Source organism: Bacillus sp. HMA207 (assembly GCF_003402455.1).
GTDB lineage: Bacteria > Bacillota > Bacilli > Bacillales > Bacillaceae_G > Bacillus_A > Bacillus_A cereus.
The window spans coordinates 3266148-3285518 of record NZ_BEZT01000001.1 but is presented as its reverse complement, the minus strand read 5'-3'; the positions used below and the strand labels follow the sequence as shown (position 1 = coordinate 3285518).

Sequence of the window (19371 nt, the reverse complement as noted above, 5' to 3'; positions counted from 1 at the left end):
TATCCAATAGTGAATATCTTACTTGTAGAATGTCCTTTTCTTGCAAAAAGTATGAATGCAAAAGAAAAGCTTTACACTATAGGAATGACTACGTTATTATAATAAATTTAAAAGGCGGTATATTCTTCCTTTTAAAAAGAAGAGTGTAAATAAATGAAGGAAGTGAACGAATGAAATTGAAGAACACTCATTTTAAAAAAATGCTTGAGTGGTTCAATAAGAGGAAGAAACTTCGTAATTCATTAATTGTATTGGGAAGTGTATTCGTTACTCTATTTATTGCTGTAAATATAATAATTTCCATTCAAGACATATCTGAATTAAAACAAGCTGTTCCACAACCGACTTTAATTTATGATGCAAATAATGAGGTCGCAACTAAATTAGCTTCTTCGAAAACAGAAGGCGTTAAAAGAAAAGATATTCCTGATATTATGGTTCAGGCAATTGTTGCAGTAGAAGATAAGGAATTTTTTAACCATCATGGTATTTATTATAGTGGAATTATAAGTGCGGTTTTTAAAAATATTACAGCAGGAGAAGTTGTAGCAGGGGGAAGTACAATAACACAACAACTTGCGAAAAATGTATTTCTGACACAAGACCGCACATACTCCCGAAAAATAAAGGAATATTTTTTAACGAAAAAAATAGAGCGCACGTATACGAAAGATGAAATCATTGAAATGTATATGAACCAAATTTATTTTGGTGAAGGTGCTTGGGGTATAAAAAGGGCAGCTAAATCTTATTTTGATAAAGATGTAAAAGATTTAACAATTTCAGAAGCTGCAACGATTGCGGGCTTGATTAAAGCACCATCTGCGTATTCACCTTATAAAAACTTTAACAAGTCAATTGAAAGACGTAATGTCGTATTAAGTTTAATGAAAGAGCAAGGGTATATTTCTGACGAACAGTATAATAAAGAAAAAGAGAGCGGACTTGTGTTAAAACGTGGCGTTGATGATAAATACAAGGGAAAATACTCTCAATATGTAGACTATATTGTTAGAGAAGCGATGGAAAAGTACGAATTAACACAAAATGAAATTTTAGCGGGTGGTTATCGTATTTATACAGAGCTTGACCCGAAAAAACAACAAGCTGTAGAAGACGTTGTGAATAATGATAGTTATTTCAAAGATAGTGGCTCAGATCAACTTATGCAAACGGGTGTAGTCCTTATAAATCCCAAAACAGGCGGTGTTCCAGCTTTAGTTGGTGGTAGAGGACCATATCAGTTTTTACAATTTAATCATGCTACGCAATTAAAAAGACAACCAGGTTCAACGTTAAAGCCTCTAGCTGTATATGTACCCGCTTTAGAACAAGGGTATGAAGTATACGATATATTAAAGGATGAACCATTTCATATTAAAGAATATGAACCGAAAAATAGTGATCAGGCTTTTCATGGTAATGTGACAATGTATGAAGCGGTAGCAAAGTCGTATAATGTTTCCGCTGTGTGGCTATTAGAACAAATAGGATTAGATAAAGGATTGAAATCTTTAGAGCGATTTGGTATTCCATTAGTACCAGAAGACCGTACGTATCCAATTGCTTTAGGTGGGATGCATGTAGGGACATCACCATTTGTAATGGCCCAAGCATATAGTACATTTGCTAATGATGGGGTTCAAGTAGAGGCTCATGCAATTAGAGAAGTTCAAAATGCTGAAGGAGAAATAATAGGGAAATGGTATAAGAAAGAGACACGAGTGACGAGTGAGAAAATTGCTCAAAAGATGACGTATTTATTAAAAGGTGTTGTAGAAAAGGGAACAGGTGGAAAAGCGAAAGTTACTAATGTTGATACAGCAGGAAAGACAGGGACTACTCAACTTGTAAATGGTCCGAGCGTAGGGGCAAAGGACTCGTGGTTTGTAGGATACACACCAGATTTAGTAGGTGCGATTTGGGTAGGATATGACAAAACAGATAGCGAGCATTATGTTCCAGGTGGTAGTCAAATTACAACGACGATGTTCCGGGATATCATGAAAAAAGCAAATGCAAACCCAGCCCAAAAAGCGTTCCAATTGTCGTTAATATCTGAAACGGACTATAAAAAACAATTGCAAACAATTGAAGAAGAAAAGCGAAGAAAAGAAGAAGAAAAGAAAAGGCAAGAAGAAGAACAACAAAGGAAAAAAGAACAGCAAGAGTGGTTTAATAAAGTGAAAGAGTGGATTCCATCATTATGGTAAAAAAAGAGGCGAATTTCGTTATTCGCCTCTTTCTCATGTGAAAAATAAAGTTTGCTCATAATTTGTGAGGTAAATGCTACTATTCATTAAGAGTAATGTTCGTACTGCCAAAGGATTGGGAATCGTATGTGATGATTATTGTTCCTTTACTAATCGGTTCGTATAGTAATTCTTCTTCATAACTACCATTATTTTCATTATGGATAGACAGCGTGATTTCATCAATTCCTTTATTTATATATTGATTTTTAATCGTTTCAGCAATTTGAAGTAGAGTTTCGTAACTAGGAGCTTCCGTAATAAGCATTCCTTTTATAACTTTTTTTTCATTATTTGTGGAATTGGAATAAAGGATGTTGTTTTGTTTCGTATACAAAAGTGTGTATGGAACTGTTTTTCTCTCTGCTTTTGAAATAGTGGAATATTTTAGAGTTAAAAAAAATCCTACACATAAAATAATGCATATCATAAGAGCAATCCAAATGCGTATCGGTGACATAACTCTCATTTTTCATCCCTCTTTCATATCTTTGACTTCATTATTTATCATACAAAATGAGGATTAAGATAGAGTAAATTTGAGGTAAAGAAACGTAAAGAAGGAGCACTTATCCTCCCAAACAAGTGCTCCTTTTTATTAAAAGAGAGATTTAATAGTCAATCAAAATCACATCTATTACTTATAAATGTGCTTAGTCCTCCCAAAATATTTTCGGAAATTGTGGTTAGTAAATTCGGAAGACAGATAGTGTCGCAGTTGTATCGCCCGCAGGTCCTTGTTGAGCCCCTTGAGCACCAGTAGTCCCCGTAGTTCCTCCGCCTAGGCAACCAGATCCATATTGAACTAGAATAGCTTGACCAAGAGTTTGAAGAAGTCTAACAAATTCTGTGAGTTCTGACTTAGGGATGTTAATATGGCTACATGCTCTTACTTCGCAACAATCATTACCATAAAATACTTTTCCTTTATTTTTTATTGTTCATCTTTTCATTCTTTTCTTTCATAGAATCATTAGTCATTACTATATATTAAAATGAAATTTATACTAAATTCGTGATGGACAAACTACCATTTCTAAAAAAATAAGAAATTGGCCCACCTAGAAAGAAATAAGTAAGATATAGAGAAAGGTTTATATAATGTAAAGAAGAAAAGTGCAACATAAAAAACTACATGCTAATTGTTGGGAGTGTTTAACAATTGGCATGTAGTTCGTGCATTAGTCCTTTATTTACATTGATTTAATTTTTCAAGGGTTGTTTTAGGTAAGATTGGAATAGAAATAGTGAAAGTTGTACCGTTTGAAGCACTAGTCATTTTGAGCGTGCCGTTATGATTTTGGATGATTTTTTTTGTTACTGACAAGCCTAGTCCTGTTCCCGAATCCTTCGTTGAGAAGAATGGATCAAAGATATATTCTTGAATAGCTGGAGGAATACCAATTCCATTATCTGTGAAAGTAATCCGAACGAAGTTATCAAGGCGATAACTAGTAATTTGAATAGAAAGAGGTTTGTCGCCTTGAGCATCGATGGCATTTTGAAATAGATTTAAAAACACTTGAACAAGTTCATGTCGATCAATATTGACTAAAATATCATCTAATTCATTAGAGAAGTTATAATCAATTGAAATATTATGCAAGGAAACTTCACTAACTAGTAACTGTTGAATATAGTCACGTAAAAATGTATTAATGGGAAACGGTTCTCTTGTAAATTCCCGTGTTTTTGAAATGGCTAAAAATTTTGTAATAATATTATTTGCACGATCTAATTCAGGGATAAGCAAATTTTTAAATAACTCTTTATTTGATGGAGAAACGCTTTCTTGTAAAAATTGTAAGTATCCTCGTACTGTTGTAAGAGGATTTCGTACTTCGTGTGCAATTCCAGCTGCGATTCGCCCTGCTAACGAAAACTTCTCTGCATCACGTTCTGTATTTAAATAATGAAAGACACTAATAACTCTAAAAATCTCCCCGTTATAATCGCGAATAATTCGGTTATTTATAATGCCATAGTTTTTGTCTAAAACTTCTTCATTATATATTTCTGTTCCCGTTTTTAATGTTTCAATCGCTTTAATTTTTTCTTCCGGCAAGTTTAGTAATTGTTGAATCGGTTTTCCGATAATATCATTTCGTATTACACCGAAATCATCTGCAGCAACTTGATTACATAAAGTAATATTCCCTTTACTATCGACAAAGGTTACATGATGTGAAAAGGCATCAAAAATATGTACAAAGTGTTTTTCGAGTTGTTCAAATAAAAATAATGAATCACAAGTAAGTTGAAAATGAGCCTCTTTATTCTCTTTTGGTATTTCTTGAATGGAATGGGTTGTTCTAGTTTTCTTTATTCGTAAACCAATATGTGGATTTTTGTATGTGAAATGATGTGGTAATTGATTCACAAGTTCTTCATAAAAACGTACTTTATTTTCTAGTTCTTCAATTCGTTTTTCATGAGATACAGTAGCATCGTTTGGAAGCATAAATAAATAACCCCTCATTTTAAAAATTCTTCCATATAGTATATCATATTTTTATAAGGATACTCTTAAAGAAAAGGCTACATGATGCAAAGTGTTTGGAAAGTGAATAGAAGATGAAGTTAAAAAGGGAGAGGTATATGTGCTGTTTATTGGAGTGACAGGATGGGGAGATCATGATTCTTTATACATAAATCCCTATGAAAATAGAAATAAATTACGAACATATAGCGAGTATTTTCCTATTGTGGAAGTGGATAGTTCATTTTACGCGATGCAACCTGCACGAAATTATATAAAATGGGCAATGGAAACGCCGAAAGATTTTTCTTTTGTCGTAAAAGCGTATCAAGGAATGACGGGACATATGAAAGGTGAAATTCCTTTTTCTACGTTCGATGAGATGTTTGATGTGTATAAACAGTCTATTCTTCCTTTAATAGAAGCTGATAAATTAAAAACAATTTTATTTCAATATCCACCATGGTTTGATTGCAAAAAGAAAAATGTAGATTTTCTCCGATATACAAAAGAAAAAATGGAAGGTTTGCCGTGTGCGATAGAATTTCGAAATCAAACATGGTTTTATCCAGAAATGAGAGATAAGACGTTACAGTTTCTAGAACAGGAGAAATGGGTTCATACAATTTGTGATGAACCACAGGCTGGGATAGGTTCTGTGCCACTCGTGTTAGAGGTTACGAATTCAGACATGGCATTAATACGTTTTCACGGTCGAAATGTTCATGGTTGGCTTGATAAAGGGGAAAATTGGAGAGCGGTTCGCTGTTTATATCGCTACAACAATAAAGAACTGGAAGAATGGGTTGAACGACTAGAGCAATTAAAAAAGAAAACAAAGGATATATACGTACTGTTTAACAACAATTCAGGTGGGGATGCAGCAGATAATGCGAAACAGCTTATGAAAATGATGAACATTACATATGGTGAGCCGAAGCCGGAGCAATTAAATTTTTTTGAATGATAATAAACAAGAAAGGCACTGTACAAACAGGGGGAATGTACAGTGCCTTTCTATATGAAAAAGAGGGGTAACAATGTTACTGAGCGTTTGGTTGATTCATCAATTGTTGGCTTCATAATAAATGATAATGGTTATCATTATCATTGTCAATGGTTTTTCTAAAAATATATTAAAAACTTTGTATATTTTAAAGAGAGATAAAAAAAGAACAGCATTAATGCTGTTCTTTTCCGTTGACGAATTGTTGTAAATCAAAAGGAGTTATCGCTTGGATAAATTCTTTTGAGATAAGTGTTTGAACGAGAGTGCTCTCAGAGATAGAAGCACCTGTTTTCTTTTCATAAGCTTGTTTTAATAAATCAAGTTTTTCAGCCGTTTCTTTTGGTAATTCAATTGTAAGTGTGTTCATAATTTCTCCCCCTTATTATTAGAGTACCACTACAGTATAGGAGAGACAAGAAAAGAGAATATGAAATATAAAAAAGGTTACCAAATTTTCAAATGGTAACCTTTTTTATGTATAAGAGTTATTAAGCAATACCGATATACTTTAAAGTTTTTGATGGAGTACTATGATCAAAGAAGTGTTGTAAAAACGCAATATCAACACCTGATTTGTATGCACAATAACCCCAAGTTTTTCGAAGTGTATGTGAGCTAATCCCTTCTAATCCAACTTCTTTTGCAGCTTTGTTTAAAATGTACCATGCATGTTGTCTCGTAATAGATTTTGTTCCTTTTTGAGATTTTAGCAATGGTTCATTACGTTTCCAAGTTTTACGTTCTTTCATGTAGTCTTCGATTGCGTGCTGTAAGTCTTCATTTACAGCAAACCATTTATGTTTCTTCACTTTTTCATTGTAAAATAAAATGGAATGGCGAACATTTTCATTTTCATCGATTACATCACTAACTTTTAATTGTAAGATTTCACTTACTTTTAAGCCAGAATTTACAGCTAATACGAATAATAAGCCATCACGTTTCGAAGATTGTAAAAGTATATTTTTGATAGTTTCTAATTGTTTTTCATTTTGAATAGGTTGTCCTGCTTGTTTCATTTCACGCACTCTCCTCTTTTATATGTGTAAAGGAAAGGATTAACTTGTTTCTTACTATAAAGGGAGAGTGTGAATTTCATGTGAACTCCTAGTGAAATTAAGACAAATTATTTGACTTCTTTTACTTTTTGTAAATTGAAATAGAATACAACACTGTTAGTCGTATTATACACACCATACTCGGCATGATGGAGGTCTAAAATGTTTTTTACAATAGATAATCCGAGACCGGTACCTCCAGTGTGACGGCTACGTGATGCATCTAGACGATAGAAGCGATCCCAAATTTTTTCAAGACTTTCTTCAGGGATAGGGTTTCCTGTATTCTCGATTTCGACTTTTACGGTATCTTCTGCTTCTATAATGGAGACTTGTATTTTTTCTCCCTCTGGCGTATAACGGATTGCATTACTTAGTAAGTTCACAACTACTTGCTCAATGCGACTGCGATTTGCTTTAACAAGTATAGAAGGGTCTGCATCGATGTTCACTTGTAAATGTTTTTCTTCCATGCTAAATAATAATTTTGTGTAGACTTGTTGCGTTAATTCACCGATTGAGAACGTCGTCATATCTAGTTTGTAAGTACCAGATTCCAACTTTGCTAATTCTAACATTTCAACAATCAGCCTGTTCATATTTTCTGTTTCTTCTAAAATAACATCAGTATAATACGAAGTATCCTTACTAACACCATCTTTAATTCCTTCTGCAAAACTTCTAATTACACTTAGCGGTGTTTTTAATTCGTGTGATACGCCAGAAATGAATTCTTTTCTTGTTTTTTCTAATTGACGTTCACGTTCAATATCTTGTTGTAACTTTGTATTAGCAACATTTAATCGATCGATGCGATCTTTTAAATTTACAGATAATGTATTGATACTGCCAGAAAGCCCGCCAATTTCATCGTCAGCTGTAACAGGTAATTTCTCGCTGAAATCAAAATTAGCCATTTTTTTTGTAACACGATTTATTTTAATTAATGGCTTAACAATGATTTTTGAGTAGTAGAAGGATAACAAAATAATTACGAGAAACACGATGATTAAGGCATAGACATAATAATCTTTTAAAACGAGCATCGCTTCATTAACAGGCTGCAAAGATGCTATCGCAAAAGCGTATTCTGTAATCCTTCCATTTTCTATAATCGGTTTTACAAAGATACTATTTTTTATATTTTCTCCACCATCTAATATGAAAGTACTTAATTGGTTCGAGTTAGAAGTTCCCTCTCTAATCATATCTGCAAAATATTGAACGGCTTGTAATGTTTCAATATCATTTGCAAGACGAACCTCCGCTTTGGATGGGAGCTGTAACTTAGTTATAACACCTGTAAAGACGATTCGAGTTGTAGATTTGTATCGGCTTGCAAGTCTGTTCTTAGAAGGGTTACCATTAATTGACTGAAAATCCGAATAGAAATGTTCGTTCTGCCATTGATTATAATTCGTTCCTAATTTTTGTGGTGTGATTATATTATTCTCTTGTACGACTCCATCAACATTGATTATTACATCTTTTTTTAAACCTAAATTTTCGAATTTATTATATTCTTCTGGTGTTAAAAGATTATTGAGTGGAATGGAATACTGTTTATTATTGTTGGGATTAAATACATCGATATAGTAATTGTTATCACTTTTAATAATACCGTTAGAATCCAAAAACTGCATATCGGCATTTGTTTTATCATGAAATTCTTGTTTTAGTTTTCTAACCTGCTCATAACTTTTATCACTTTTATCATAATTATCTACGAATTTTTCAAAAGCAGTTTGGACTGTTTTTACTTTCTTATTAATATAAAATTTCTCTAAAAATAGAGATTGTCCTAGGAAAAAAAGTAGGAATATGATTGTAAATAAAGTGGATGTTAATAAAAATAGTTTAAAGACGATACTTCTGTTTTTCACTGCGTCACCTCTTATGAGAAATACTGTAAATGATTTCTTTATCCCGCTTTAACGGGCAATAAGACTCCCACTTCAAAATTCGGCGAATACAAGGGAGTTAGGCGGGAGATCAATTGCCCGTAAAATCCGATTGGTTCAACTAATAATCAGTGGGGGATGGAAAAAACCTCCACTGATTAAAGTTTCACTTCATTATAACAAACGTTACAAGAAAGTAGAGGGGAGAAATCTGTCTCTTTATAAAGTAGTTATTTATAAAAAGTCACATAAAAAGAACTCGCCAGACGTATGACAAGTTCTTTAGTGTATTATTGTTGAATTGCTGCATCTAAAGCGATTTCAATCATTTCGTTAAATGTAGTTTGACGCTCTTCAGATGTTGTTTCTTCGCCAGTGAAGATGTGATCGCTAACTGTTAATACAGATAATGCATTTACACCGTATTTCGCTGCTAATGTGTAAAGAGCAGTTGTTTCCATTTCTACTGCTAATACACCGTAATCTCCAAGTTTTTTAACCATGTCCATGCTTTCACGATAAAACACATCTGCTGTTAAAACGTTACCGACACGAACGTGTAATCCTTTTTCAGTTCCAGCATCATAAGCTTTCTTTAAAAGGTCAAAGTTTGCAGTTGGTGCAAAATCAAATCCTGGGAATGTTAAACGGTTCATATTAGAATCAGTACAAGCCGTCATTGCGATAATAACATCACGAACTTTTACATCTTTTTGAATTGCACCGCAAGTTCCAACGCGAATTAAATTTTTAACTCCGTAGCTTTGGATTAATTCGTTTACATAAATAGAAATAGAAGGAACACCCATACCTGTACCTTGAACAGATACACGTTTTCCTTTATAAGTTCCAGTGAAACCTAACATACCACGCACATTATTATAGCAAGTAACGTCCTCTAGAAATGTTTCAGCGATATATTTTGCACGTAATGGATCACCAGGTAATAGAATAGATTCAGCGATTTCGCCTTGTTTTGCTTCGATATGTACACTCATAAAAAAGTCCTCCTTATAATGTATTGATAGAAATCAATATCATTTGCATTATACACTACGAATCCTTTCAATTAAAATCTTTTTATTATTTGTAATATGTGCAAAATAGGAGGATTTCATAAATCATAATCTAGAATATATATCTTAAGAAGTTTTGTATGAATAGAGACAATAAAAATGGTAGGTGATGTTTTGAAAAATCTTGTCATTGGGCTTATTGCGTTAGTACTTATTGTGGCAGGAGGATTTTACATAAAAAAATATCAAGAAAATGAAGAGACTGTAGGAGATGTTCAGGAAGTAAAGTGGGATGTTTCAAATGGAAAGGGAAATGAGAAAGTAGATATTGTATTTCAGTTGTTAAACAACAAGAATAATGAAATTCGTGGTGTAAATGATCAAATGCGGGCAGTGATTGTAGATGGACAGTTAAAAAACATACAACAAATTAAACCCACATTTGCAGGGAACGGGTCATATAAGTTATCTTCCAAAATAGCGAAAGACGAAGAATATACAATATTTTTATACGAAGACAAAAATAAGTCCGTAGAGTCATTCGCTAAGAAAGATTTTGGTAGAACGAAAGAGGAGAACAATAAGAAAAAAGTGAAATTTCCAATCGACAGTGTACTTACAAAAAAAATAGGAGAGTATGAAGTTTCTCTTTTATTTGGCGCATTACATCCGAATGAACCAGTTACGTTAACATTTCAGTTTCAAGCGAAAAAGGGTGAAAAATTGAAATTGCATTCAGAGAGAGGAGAAGTAGAGTCACTCTATATAGTGGATGAAACGAAGGAGAATTTTTTATACGCTATGCCTGTAGATACGGATGAGCAATTACAATACCGAATTACATTTCCTGCCGAGGGCACGTATAAAATGTGGGGGAATTTCTATATAAATGGTAAGAAGTATGAAAAAGAATTTATTGTACAAGTTCAAAAAAGAAAAAACAGCTAAGAATTTAGCTGTTTTTTCTTTTTCCTATTAATTTTGTTACAGAGAGCATTGTAATTGGTAAAGAATGATTCTTCCTAAATGCTAAATATTTACCGCTCCATGCTGGTTTATATTTTTCTTTAAAATGTCGTAATCCGCTGAAACTATACGTATAACGAACGTTATTAAAGATTGCAGCAGCCACTCGTTCAGACCAGAAAGACTGTGTGGATAAACCAACATTTGAAAGTGGTGCCATACCGATATTAAAGGAGTGGTATTCATTTTCTTTTGCCCACTGGAATAAGTGGATGAAAATTGCGTCCATAATGCCGCTAGGCGCATCTGGATAATATCGCATTAAATCGACAGATAATGATCCGTTTTGATATACAGGCATGAATGTTGTGAATGCAATAATTTTTCCATCCGCATCAGATAATGTTGCGATAGGAGCGCGACTAATATATTCACGATCGAAGTATCCGAGTGAAAAACCTTTCTCTTTTTTTCCACCAAGCCATGCATCTGAAACTTTTCTTAACTCTTCATATAATTCGTCGGAGAAAGGTGGCTCATGAATAGAGAATGTATAGCCTTCTCTTTCAAAACGGTTGAAAGTAGCTCGCATGCCAGCGCGTTTCTTTCCTGTTATTGTAAAGGTATTTAAATCAACAACAGCTTCTTCACCAAGCTTAAAGAAGTTATAACCAAAATCGTGGTATAAACTCATCCATTTACTTTCAATTTGATAGAATACACAAATGTATCCAAATCGATCAGCCTCAGCTAAAAACTCTTGCAATACAGTACGATAGGAGGAAGGGTCCCCAATTGGATCACCTAGTACAATAAGCCGTTTTCCAGTTATTGAGAAGAGAATGAGTGCTTTTCCATCACTACTGAAAAAGAACTGTTTATCTCCTAAAAAACCTAAATGACTAAGCACATTTCCACCATGTTCATCTAAGAAGTTTTGTAATCGTTTATCATTAGCTGGTTGCCCCGGAAATTCATTTCGATAACGATTTGCAATGAGTGAACCAATTAGTAAAAAAGTAGGAACAAAAAAGGCAGCTGCTAATGCACTTCGTTTCACTTGTGTAATATTACGAACGACAAAATCAGGTTTGAAAGCTTCTTTTGCACCTGCAAATAAAATACCTAAGTTTTTATATAAATATAACGTTACAAGTAGGAATATAAAAACTTTTACGATATCGGAAAGTGAGACTTCCATTTTCTCACGTACAAACCTTTTACGAAGCATATACAATACAGCGAGTACGATTAATAAAATAAAAGTTTCTTCAACATCAATTCCTTTTAGTGTGTTAAAAATAGCCGCTCCAATTAAAGAAACAATCGTCATATAATAAGAACGTTTTGTTCCGTAATATATCCCCCGCGAAAGAATGAGGAGGAGAATACCGAATGTTAGGGATAAGCTAAAAGAAAATTGAATAAGATGTTTTGGAGCTAGAATATGTAAGGCGTGTGCCCGATTTATACTTGTCGGTAGAATGGTTGATAAAATAACCATTAAGCCAGCAAATACTGTTAAAGCAGCAGATGCCCAAGAACCTAACTTTCCTAGAAAGTCACGCTGCAAAGTCCATATAACACCAGTTGTCTCTAATGCAGGCGCAATAAAAGGTTTATCTTCAAACTTTTTAATGGCTACTCCTGTCATTTCAAAAGCTGCAAAAATGAGACCAAGGCAGAAGGGCAAGATGTAATAGACGAGACGATATAATAACATAGCAGGGAGTAAAACACCTGTATCGATGCCGTATTGCCCAAGCCCAGTTAAGAAGACAAGATCAAATGATCCAAGGCCACCAGGAACAAGGCTAACGACACCAGCTAAAGCAGCAATAACATATACGCCTAAAAACTTTTGGAATTCGATTTCAATGCCAAATAATAGTAATATGACGTACATAACAATACCAGCAGATACCCATTCGACTAATGAAACTAATGAGTATAAAACAGTTGGGTTTTTCTCCTCTTCTTCTTGTTCCTCTGTTTGCGTCGCTTTTCTATTTTTTAATTTAGAAAATCCGATATATATAGGGACGAAAAGAGCGAAGAAGATAAGAACAGGCCATAGCCATGGTTTTTCATGCAAAATAAATCTCGTGTCTAATATTCCGATAAGACCAAGAAATGAAAGAATGGCTAATCCATTAATAAAGGCAGTTGTCATCCAAGCGATACTTTTAATAAGTTTTCCATTTTCTTTTATATATGGACGATAAAGCATTGTGCGTACGCCGGCTCCAACAAGACCACCAAACCCGATAAATCCATTTAAAGTATTAGCAATCCACGAGATACGGAAAATCTTTTGGACAGGAATATCAGCTTTTAAGTAACGAAGCATAACATAGTCATAAAAGAACATTGTTGATACAGCGAATGCACCAAGTGTAATTGCTAAAAAGACTCCTCCAGTTGGAATGTTTTTAATTGTATCAATCGCTTCTAAAAAAGAAATGCCCGCTAATTCTTTTTTTGCTTGAAAGAATACAATTGTTAATACAACAAATGGGAAGATAATTTTCCCGATTTGTAAGAAACGTTTCCATGAAAACGACATAAATACAACTCTCCTTGTATAAGAAAACTGAGACAATAATATTATTATGACAAACTTCAAGAAAAATAAAAAGGTAATTTCCTGTATAGGGGAGCTATTTTTTATATAGGTATATTTAAAAGAATATTTTGTTTATCGGAAAATTAAGTTAGAATAAGGTGAAAGAAGGGTGAGGGGGGGAGTATATGATTATAAAAGGTTACGTAGGATATGAGTTAGAAAAAGAGAAACCTAATACATCAGAAGATTTTTTTAACAGATCTGAAGTGACATATATATTAAATGGTAAAGAGAAAACTTTTTCGGTTTTATACGTTCGATATTTTGAAGAAGTTTTACAAGAAATTACTCCTTTTGAAGGAAATCCAGTGTATAAAGTAGAAGAACAAAACATATATTTGCGCGATATTGTAGCGATATGTTGTTTAATGAAAGATAAGGAGCTTCGTGCGCAAAAACGTTTGTATTTAAATAATATGGAAGAATTTCAACAATATTTTGATGAGGGAACGGTGTCGAAAGTACAAGAAATATTGGCTGAATTACATAAAAATAAAAGAGTAGAAATAGCGTGAAATGGCAAAGGAGAGAGAAAAAATGTCTAATTTGATGGTTGAAAATCAAACAGAACAAGTTTCTATATTTTTAGAAGATGCTATTAATTTGATAACCAATTATGTAAATTATCATACGTTACCTTCTTTATTAGAGGAAACACCAGCAGGGAATGAGCGATATTATAAAGGGTTATTAGCATCAATGAGACGACTTCTCGTTTTTTGCGAAGAAGGACAGGATGCATGTTTTGTTTTGTTGAATAGCCAGCCATTTCGAAAAACAGCAGCTGAAAAAATTTTATATAAGATTTACCATCAAGTAATTGCAGAGTTTTTTTCACCGAAGAGTGATCATTGGTATGAAAATAGTCGGTCTGCATATACAGGGAAAAATTCTATCGTTTTTCAACAAACACCACCTGCATCTTTAGAGCAAGTGATGAAGAGTTTAGAAGGTAAATTTCAATTGATGCGTGAAGAACTAGAATATTATGAGACGGATTATCAGACAAAGATGTTACACAAATATTGATTGAGGAAAAGAAGCTAAGGTGACTTAGCTTCTTTTCCTTTTGTACAGTTATATAAGGGATTTTCATTGAATATAGTTAAGTGGATAGCATTAGGGAGGTGCAACATGAATCAGCAAGGTGTATTTACAGATTACTTTCATGAAGTAGAAAATTGGTGTGAAAGTGTTCTTCACGTATTAGATAGTCGCGCAATGGAAGTGTATGATGTCCATATGCTTGCTTATAAAATTCAGACGTTATTAGAGCGTATGAAAGAGCATGAGTATGAAACAGATGCAGAGTTTATGTATGAAATAAGCGATGATGTAGAACATATTCAGCATCACTTGCAGGAAGTATTTATGCAAGAAGAAGAGGAATATGAATTATATGAAAGAGGGGATAGTGAACGAGCTGTCCCAATTGGAGGACATACACTCCCGCCATTACCTTATCCATATAATGCGTTAGAACCGTATATTTCTAAAGAAATTATGATGTTACATCATGATAAACATCATCGGAGTTACGTGGAAGGATTAAATAAAGCAGAGAAGATGATGGAAGAAGCGAGAAAAACAAATAAATTTGATTTAATTAAGCATTGGGAAAGGGAAGCGGCTTTTCATGGGTCAGGTCATTACTTACACACGATATTTTGGAATAACATGAAAAAAGACGGTGGTGGAAGTCCAAGAGGAACTTTTTCACAACAAATTGAACAAGATTTTGGGAGCTTTTTACGTTTCCAAAAACATTTTACAGAAGCAGCCTCTAAAGTAGAAGGTTCAGGCTGGGCAATTCTCGTTTGGGTACCCCGGTCTGGAAGGTTAGAAATTTTGCAAAGTACACTTCATCAATTATTTACACAATGGGATACGATACCGCTCCTTGTACTAGATGTCTGGGAGCATGCGTATTATTTACAATACCAAAATCGAAAAGATGAATATATTAAAAACTGGTGGAATGTTGTAAATTGGCCTGATGTAGAAAAAAGGTTTGAAACTGCGAAACAAATTGAATGGACACCATATTAGACGCAAATTCTCTGCGTCTTTTTTAATGGAAGTAGAAGGAAGATTTCGTTCATATTTTAAAAGGCCAAGCATACACTTGTACAAAAAGTGCCAAAAGGACGTGGGGGGAAATATGAGACGAATTTGTGTAATCATTACGCTTCTTATGATGTATGCAAGCGTTATGCCGATTCCTACATATGCAAAGATGAACAGCAATGTTAGTGCTCGAAATGCTGTATTAATGGAGCAACAGTCTGGTCGTGTATTATACGGAAAGGCAGAACATGAGCCTCAAAAAATTGCTAGTATAACAAAAATTATGACCGCCTTATTAGCTGCTGAATCAGGGAAGATGAAAGAAATGGTATCAGTTAGTAATGAAGCGGTGAGGGTGGAAGGATCGGCAATCTATTTAAAGCCTGGACAAAAAGTGAAGTTAGAAGATTTAGTATACGGACTCATGCTTAGATCTGGTAATGACGCAGCGCAAGTAATTGCTGAAAGTGTGGGTGGGAGTATAGATGGATTCGTATATTTAATGAATCAAAAAGCGAAAGAAATTGGAATGAAAGATACGCACTTCTCAAACCCTCATGGCTTAGATGGAGATGGATCACATTATTCGTCGGCTTACGATATGGCATTATTAACGAAATATGCAATGGGAAACGAGACATTTAAGAAAATCTTTGGAACCAAAACATATAAATCAGATTCTTGGGATTACCCGTGGAAAAATAAACATAAGCTGGTAACGTCTTATTATGAATTTGCAACAGGGGGAAAAACAGGCTTTACGAAGAAAGCTGGGCGAACGCTTGTTACAACGGCATCAAAAGGTGGACTAGATTTAATTGTCGTAACTTTGAGTGCCTCTAGTGATTGGGATGATCATATGAATTTGTTTGATAAAGGTTTTGACCGTTTCAAACAAACGAAAGTTTTAGGACAAGGAGCAATTGCTGAAATAAATGAAAAGAAGTATGCCAACCATGTTTATACGAAAAATAGTTTTTCGGTACCGTTAACTGAAGAAGAAAAAAAGAACGTAGTATTAAAAGTTGAACTCGATAAAAGTACAAAACTTACGGATGGAGTAAAGGTTGGGAAGACAGACATTTATGTTGGTAATGAAAAAGTTGGAGAACGGAATTTATTTTATAGTAAACGAAAGTTAGTAGCTACAACGGGACTTTACTGGAATAATGTGAAAGAAATTTTTTCTTACATGATAGGTGTTGGGAACGATGGTTAATCTCGTATGGGTAGCGATGGCTGTCATTGGGATTGTATACGCCATGATAAATGGAACGATGGAAGAAGTGAATAAAGCTGTATTTGACGGAGCAAAAGATGCGGTAACGATTTGTATAGGACTTATTAGTGTTTTAGTATTTTGGCTCGGTTTAATGAAAATTGCAGAGGAAGCCGGATTGTTAAAAAAATTAGTTACACTTTTTATGCCGATAGTAAAAAGGTTGTTTCCAGAAATACCAAAGGATCATCCGTCTATGGGATTTATTCTATCAAATATGATGGCAAACTTTTTTGGTCTAGGTAATGCAGCGACCCCTCTTGGTATTAAAGCGATGGAACAACTGAAAGAGTTAAATGGAGGAAAGGATTCGGCGAGCCGTTCTATGGTGACGTTTCTAGCATTAAATACATCAGCTATTACATTAATTCCTACGACAGTCATTTCCATTCGAATGACGTATGAATCAGCGAATCCTACTGAAATTGTTGGGGTAACATTTATTGCACAAGTACTTTCTATGATTGGGGCAATTTGGATTGACCGCTATTTTTACCGAAGAAGGAGTAGAAAGGGGCGGAAAAAATGAGCATTGTAAATACAATTTCCTTATGGGTAATCCCTTGTGTAATTGGTTTTATCCTTTTATATGGCACAATAAAGAAAGTACCGACGTATGAATCGTTCGTTGAGGGAGGAAAAGAAGGGATTCAAATTGCAATTTCCATCTTACCGTTTATGGTTGGAATGCTTGTGTCTATTTCTATATTCCGGTCTTCAGGTGCGTTAGATGCAATGATATCGGTAATGAAGCCAATGTTAGATTTGATCCATGTTCCAGCAGAAATTGTACCCTTAGCACTTATACGCCCTATTTCAGGATCTGCTGGTTTAAGTATTACGACCGATTTAATTGCAACATATGGGCCAGATTCGTTTATTGGGAGATTGGCTTCTACGATGCAAGGGAGCACAGATACGACTTTCTATATTTTAACTGTATATTTTGGAGCGGTTGGGATTAGAAAAATGGGGGATGCACTAAAAGTAGGGCTTTTTGCAGATTTAATCGGGATTATATGCTCAATTGTGTTCGTTTCTTTATTGTTTCAGTAATACTATTCATTTTTTACGCTATTTCGCTTATAATACGTATACGACCACTATTAAGGTGTAGCTTAATAGTGGTTTTTTTATGTGGTATTTTTGACAAAATGATGAACTTTTATTGTGAGAAATATGAAAAATATGGACAATAATAAAGGGTAAAAACATGATTTGACCTTTATATGTTTATTATCATCGCTATGTTGTTTAAGTAAGATGAAGCGAATAGCCGTAAAGCGTATGCGGTTGCCAAGTCTTTCTAATGTAAGGTAAGATAAATTCGAGGTGAAAAAAAGAAATGGAACGATTACAAAAAGTGATTGCGCAAGCAGGTATTGCATCGAGAAGAAAGGCTGAGGAATTAATTCAGCAAGGAAAAGTGAAAGTTAATGGAAAAATAGTGAAAGAGTTAGGGACAAAAGTAACTCCTCAAGATAAAGTAGAAGTAAATAATATCCCTCTTGAAAAAGAAGAACCTGTTTATTTTTTACTATATAAACCAACTGGCGTAATTTCAAGTGTATCAGACGATAAAGGAAGAAGTGTTGTAACGGACTTTTTCCCGGAAATTACACAACGTTTATTCCCAATCGGACGCTTAGATTATGATACGTCTGGCGTATTATTAATGACAAACGATGGGGACTTCGCAAACGTATTAATGCATCCTAGATATAAAGTTGAAAAAACATATGTTGCAAAAATAAAAGGGCCATTAACAGGTGAGAAAATTCGCATGTTAGAACGCGGTGTTACGTTAGAAGACGGTAAAACAGCACCAGCACGTGTGAAAATTATTTCTTGGGACAAGCGTAAAGAGATGGCTATTGTACAATTAACAATTCATGAAGGACGTAATCGTCAAGTACGTCGTATGTTTGAAGCGTTAGACTGTAAAGTAGTGAAATTAAAACGTGAACGTTATGCTTTCTTAGAAGTAGGAAGCCTGCGACCTGGTGATGCGAGAGAATTGACACCACATGAGGTGAAACAATTACGCGCGCTTGCTTCTACAAAGCCAAGATAAGCTATAGAGTTAAAAATTCACCAGTGGAGTGCTCTGCTGGTGATTTATTCAATACAACATTTACAGAAGATAATACATAACACTTGCCGAGGAGAGGAGAGGTAATATGAAGAAAAATCGCTTATTATTTCGCGTTATTATTCTACTCATTTTATGTGGTGCTGTAGGATTTACCCTTTATCAAGGATTCTTTGCTAATAAAGAGAAAATGCAAATCGGAAAAGAAGCACCTAACTTTATTGTGACGGATTTAGAAGGAAAGAAAATTGAACTAAAAGATTTAAAGGGAAAAGGTGTATTTTTAAACTTTTGGGGCACGTGGTGTAAACCTTGTGAAAAAGAAATGCCTTATATGAATGAATTATATCCAAAGTATAAAGAAAAAGGCGTTGAAATCATAGCGTTAGATGCAGATGAAACGGATATTGCAGTAAAGAACTTTGTGAACCAATATGGTTTGAAATTCCCAGTTGCCATTGATAAAGGACAAAAGATTATAGGAACATATGGAGTAGGTCCTTTACCGACAAGCTTTTTGATTGATAAAGATGGAAAAGTAGTGGAGCAAATTATAGGGGAACAAACGAAAGAACAGTTAGAAGGGTATTTAAAGAAAATTACTCCGTAATAAAGAAAGCCTTTAC

General features: G+C 34.2%; 18 protein-coding genes and 1 pseudogene. 11 read left to right on the top strand and 8 right to left on the bottom strand.

All coding sequences use genetic code 11. The annotated features are described in order from the left end of the window. Nucleotides 1–170 precede the first annotated feature (170 nt). The gene (locus HMAS_RS16925; RefSeq protein WP_025709318.1) at nucleotides 171–2213 is read left to right on the top strand and encodes a transglycosylase domain-containing protein; all 2043 of its coding nucleotides are present in this window, start codon (nucleotides 171–173) and stop codon (nucleotides 2211–2213) included. A gap of 79 nt (nucleotides 2214–2292) precedes the next feature. On the opposite strand, the gene HMAS_RS16920 is transcribed toward HMAS_RS16925, so the two are convergent. The 3 genes and pseudogenes from HMAS_RS16920 to HMAS_RS16910 form a co-directional block, all read right to left on the bottom strand. After that, nucleotides 2293–2721, bottom strand: a complete 429-nt coding sequence (locus HMAS_RS16920) for a hypothetical protein (protein WP_025709316.1) — start codon at nucleotides 2719–2721, stop codon at nucleotides 2293–2295. 217 nt (nucleotides 2722–2938) lie between these two features. Further along, nucleotides 2939–3218: pseudogene (locus HMAS_RS16915) on the bottom strand (hypothetical protein). A gap of 223 nt (nucleotides 3219–3441) precedes the next feature. Beyond that, nucleotides 3442–4713, bottom strand: coding sequence for an ATP-binding protein (locus tag HMAS_RS16910; protein WP_116344930.1), 1272 nt, complete (start codon nucleotides 4711–4713; stop codon nucleotides 3442–3444). A gap of 139 nt (nucleotides 4714–4852) precedes the next feature. Between HMAS_RS16910 and HMAS_RS16905 the strand changes: the two genes are divergently transcribed. Then, nucleotides 4853–5698, top strand: a complete 846-nt coding sequence (locus HMAS_RS16905) for a DUF72 domain-containing protein (protein WP_016122170.1) — start codon at nucleotides 4853–4855, stop codon at nucleotides 5696–5698. Nucleotides 5699–5912: 214 nt separating this feature from the next. On the opposite strand, the gene HMAS_RS16900 is transcribed toward HMAS_RS16905, so the two are convergent. From HMAS_RS16900 to deoD, 4 genes are all read right to left on the bottom strand, one after another. Beyond that, the gene (locus HMAS_RS16900; RefSeq protein ID WP_001094860.1) at nucleotides 5913–6107 is read right to left on the bottom strand and encodes a DUF3924 domain-containing protein; all 195 of its coding nucleotides are present in this window, start codon (nucleotides 6105–6107) and stop codon (nucleotides 5913–5915) included. Between the two features lie 121 nt (nucleotides 6108–6228). Continuing rightward, nucleotides 6229–6759: a tyrosine-type recombinase/integrase gene (locus HMAS_RS16895; protein WP_000806236.1), complete on the bottom strand. Its 531-nt coding sequence runs from the start codon at nucleotides 6757–6759 to the stop codon at nucleotides 6229–6231. A gap of 107 nt (nucleotides 6760–6866) precedes the next feature. Next, nucleotides 6867–8681: a sensor histidine kinase gene (locus tag HMAS_RS16890; RefSeq protein WP_000797516.1), complete on the bottom strand. Its 1815-nt coding sequence runs from the start codon at nucleotides 8679–8681 to the stop codon at nucleotides 6867–6869. Between the two features lie 308 nt (nucleotides 8682–8989). Beyond that, the gene (gene deoD, locus HMAS_RS16880; protein ID WP_000110709.1) at nucleotides 8990–9697 is read right to left on the bottom strand and encodes a purine-nucleoside phosphorylase; all 708 of its coding nucleotides are present in this window, start codon (nucleotides 9695–9697) and stop codon (nucleotides 8990–8992) included. Nucleotides 9698–9874: 177 nt separating this feature from the next. Here deoD and HMAS_RS16875 point away from each other — a divergent pair, with 177 nt between their 5' ends. Then, entirely contained in the window at nucleotides 9875–10663 is a 789-nt protein-coding gene (locus HMAS_RS16875) for a hypothetical protein (RefSeq protein ID WP_000232606.1), read from the top strand. Between the two features lie 4 nt (nucleotides 10664–10667). On the opposite strand, the gene mprF is transcribed toward HMAS_RS16875, so the two are convergent. Then, a complete protein-coding gene (mprF, locus tag HMAS_RS16870) occupies nucleotides 10668–13247 on the bottom strand; it encodes a bifunctional lysylphosphatidylglycerol flippase/synthetase MprF (protein WP_000010848.1) in 2580 nt (859 codons plus the stop codon). Between the two features lie 185 nt (nucleotides 13248–13432). Between mprF and HMAS_RS16865 the strand changes: the two genes are divergently transcribed. The 8 genes from HMAS_RS16865 to resA all read left to right on the top strand — a co-directional run bounded on the left by HMAS_RS16865 (nucleotide 13433) and on the right by resA (nucleotide 19355). Further along, entirely contained in the window at nucleotides 13433–13822 is a 390-nt protein-coding gene (locus tag HMAS_RS16865; protein WP_000584367.1) for a hypothetical protein, read from the top strand. Between the two features lie 22 nt (nucleotides 13823–13844). After that, nucleotides 13845–14336: a YpuI family protein gene (locus tag HMAS_RS16860; RefSeq protein ID WP_000067557.1), complete on the top strand. Its 492-nt coding sequence runs from the start codon at nucleotides 13845–13847 to the stop codon at nucleotides 14334–14336. Between the two features lie 105 nt (nucleotides 14337–14441). Beyond that, nucleotides 14442–15356: a superoxide dismutase gene (locus HMAS_RS16855; protein ID WP_001075741.1), complete on the top strand. Its 915-nt coding sequence runs from the start codon at nucleotides 14442–14444 to the stop codon at nucleotides 15354–15356. A 112-nt stretch (nucleotides 15357–15468) separates the two neighbouring features. Further along, nucleotides 15469–16593, top strand: a complete 1125-nt coding sequence (gene dacB, locus HMAS_RS16850; protein WP_001252638.1) for a D-alanyl-D-alanine carboxypeptidase DacB — start codon at nucleotides 15469–15471, stop codon at nucleotides 16591–16593. Beyond that, nucleotides 16586–17182 (top strand): spore maturation protein SpmA, encoded by a 597-nt coding sequence (gene spmA, locus HMAS_RS16845; protein ID WP_000247811.1) that lies wholly within the window; start codon nucleotides 16586–16588, stop codon nucleotides 17180–17182. Before dacB ends, spmA begins: the two co-directional genes overlap by 8 nt. Beyond that, a complete protein-coding gene (spmB, locus tag HMAS_RS16840; protein WP_000029514.1) occupies nucleotides 17179–17709 on the top strand; it encodes a spore maturation protein SpmB in 531 nt (176 codons plus the stop codon). The genes spmA and spmB overlap by 4 nt, the downstream gene beginning before the upstream one ends. A gap of 289 nt (nucleotides 17710–17998) precedes the next feature. Next, complete coding sequence (gene rluB, locus HMAS_RS16835) at nucleotides 17999–18727, top strand: 23S rRNA pseudouridine(2605) synthase RluB (protein WP_000440556.1); 729 nt, start codon at nucleotides 17999–18001, stop codon at nucleotides 18725–18727. Nucleotides 18728–18833: 106 nt separating this feature from the next. Beyond that, a complete protein-coding gene (resA, locus tag HMAS_RS16830) occupies nucleotides 18834–19355 on the top strand; it encodes a thiol-disulfide oxidoreductase ResA (protein WP_000742192.1) in 522 nt (173 codons plus the stop codon). Nucleotides 19356–19371 lie beyond the last annotated feature (16 nt).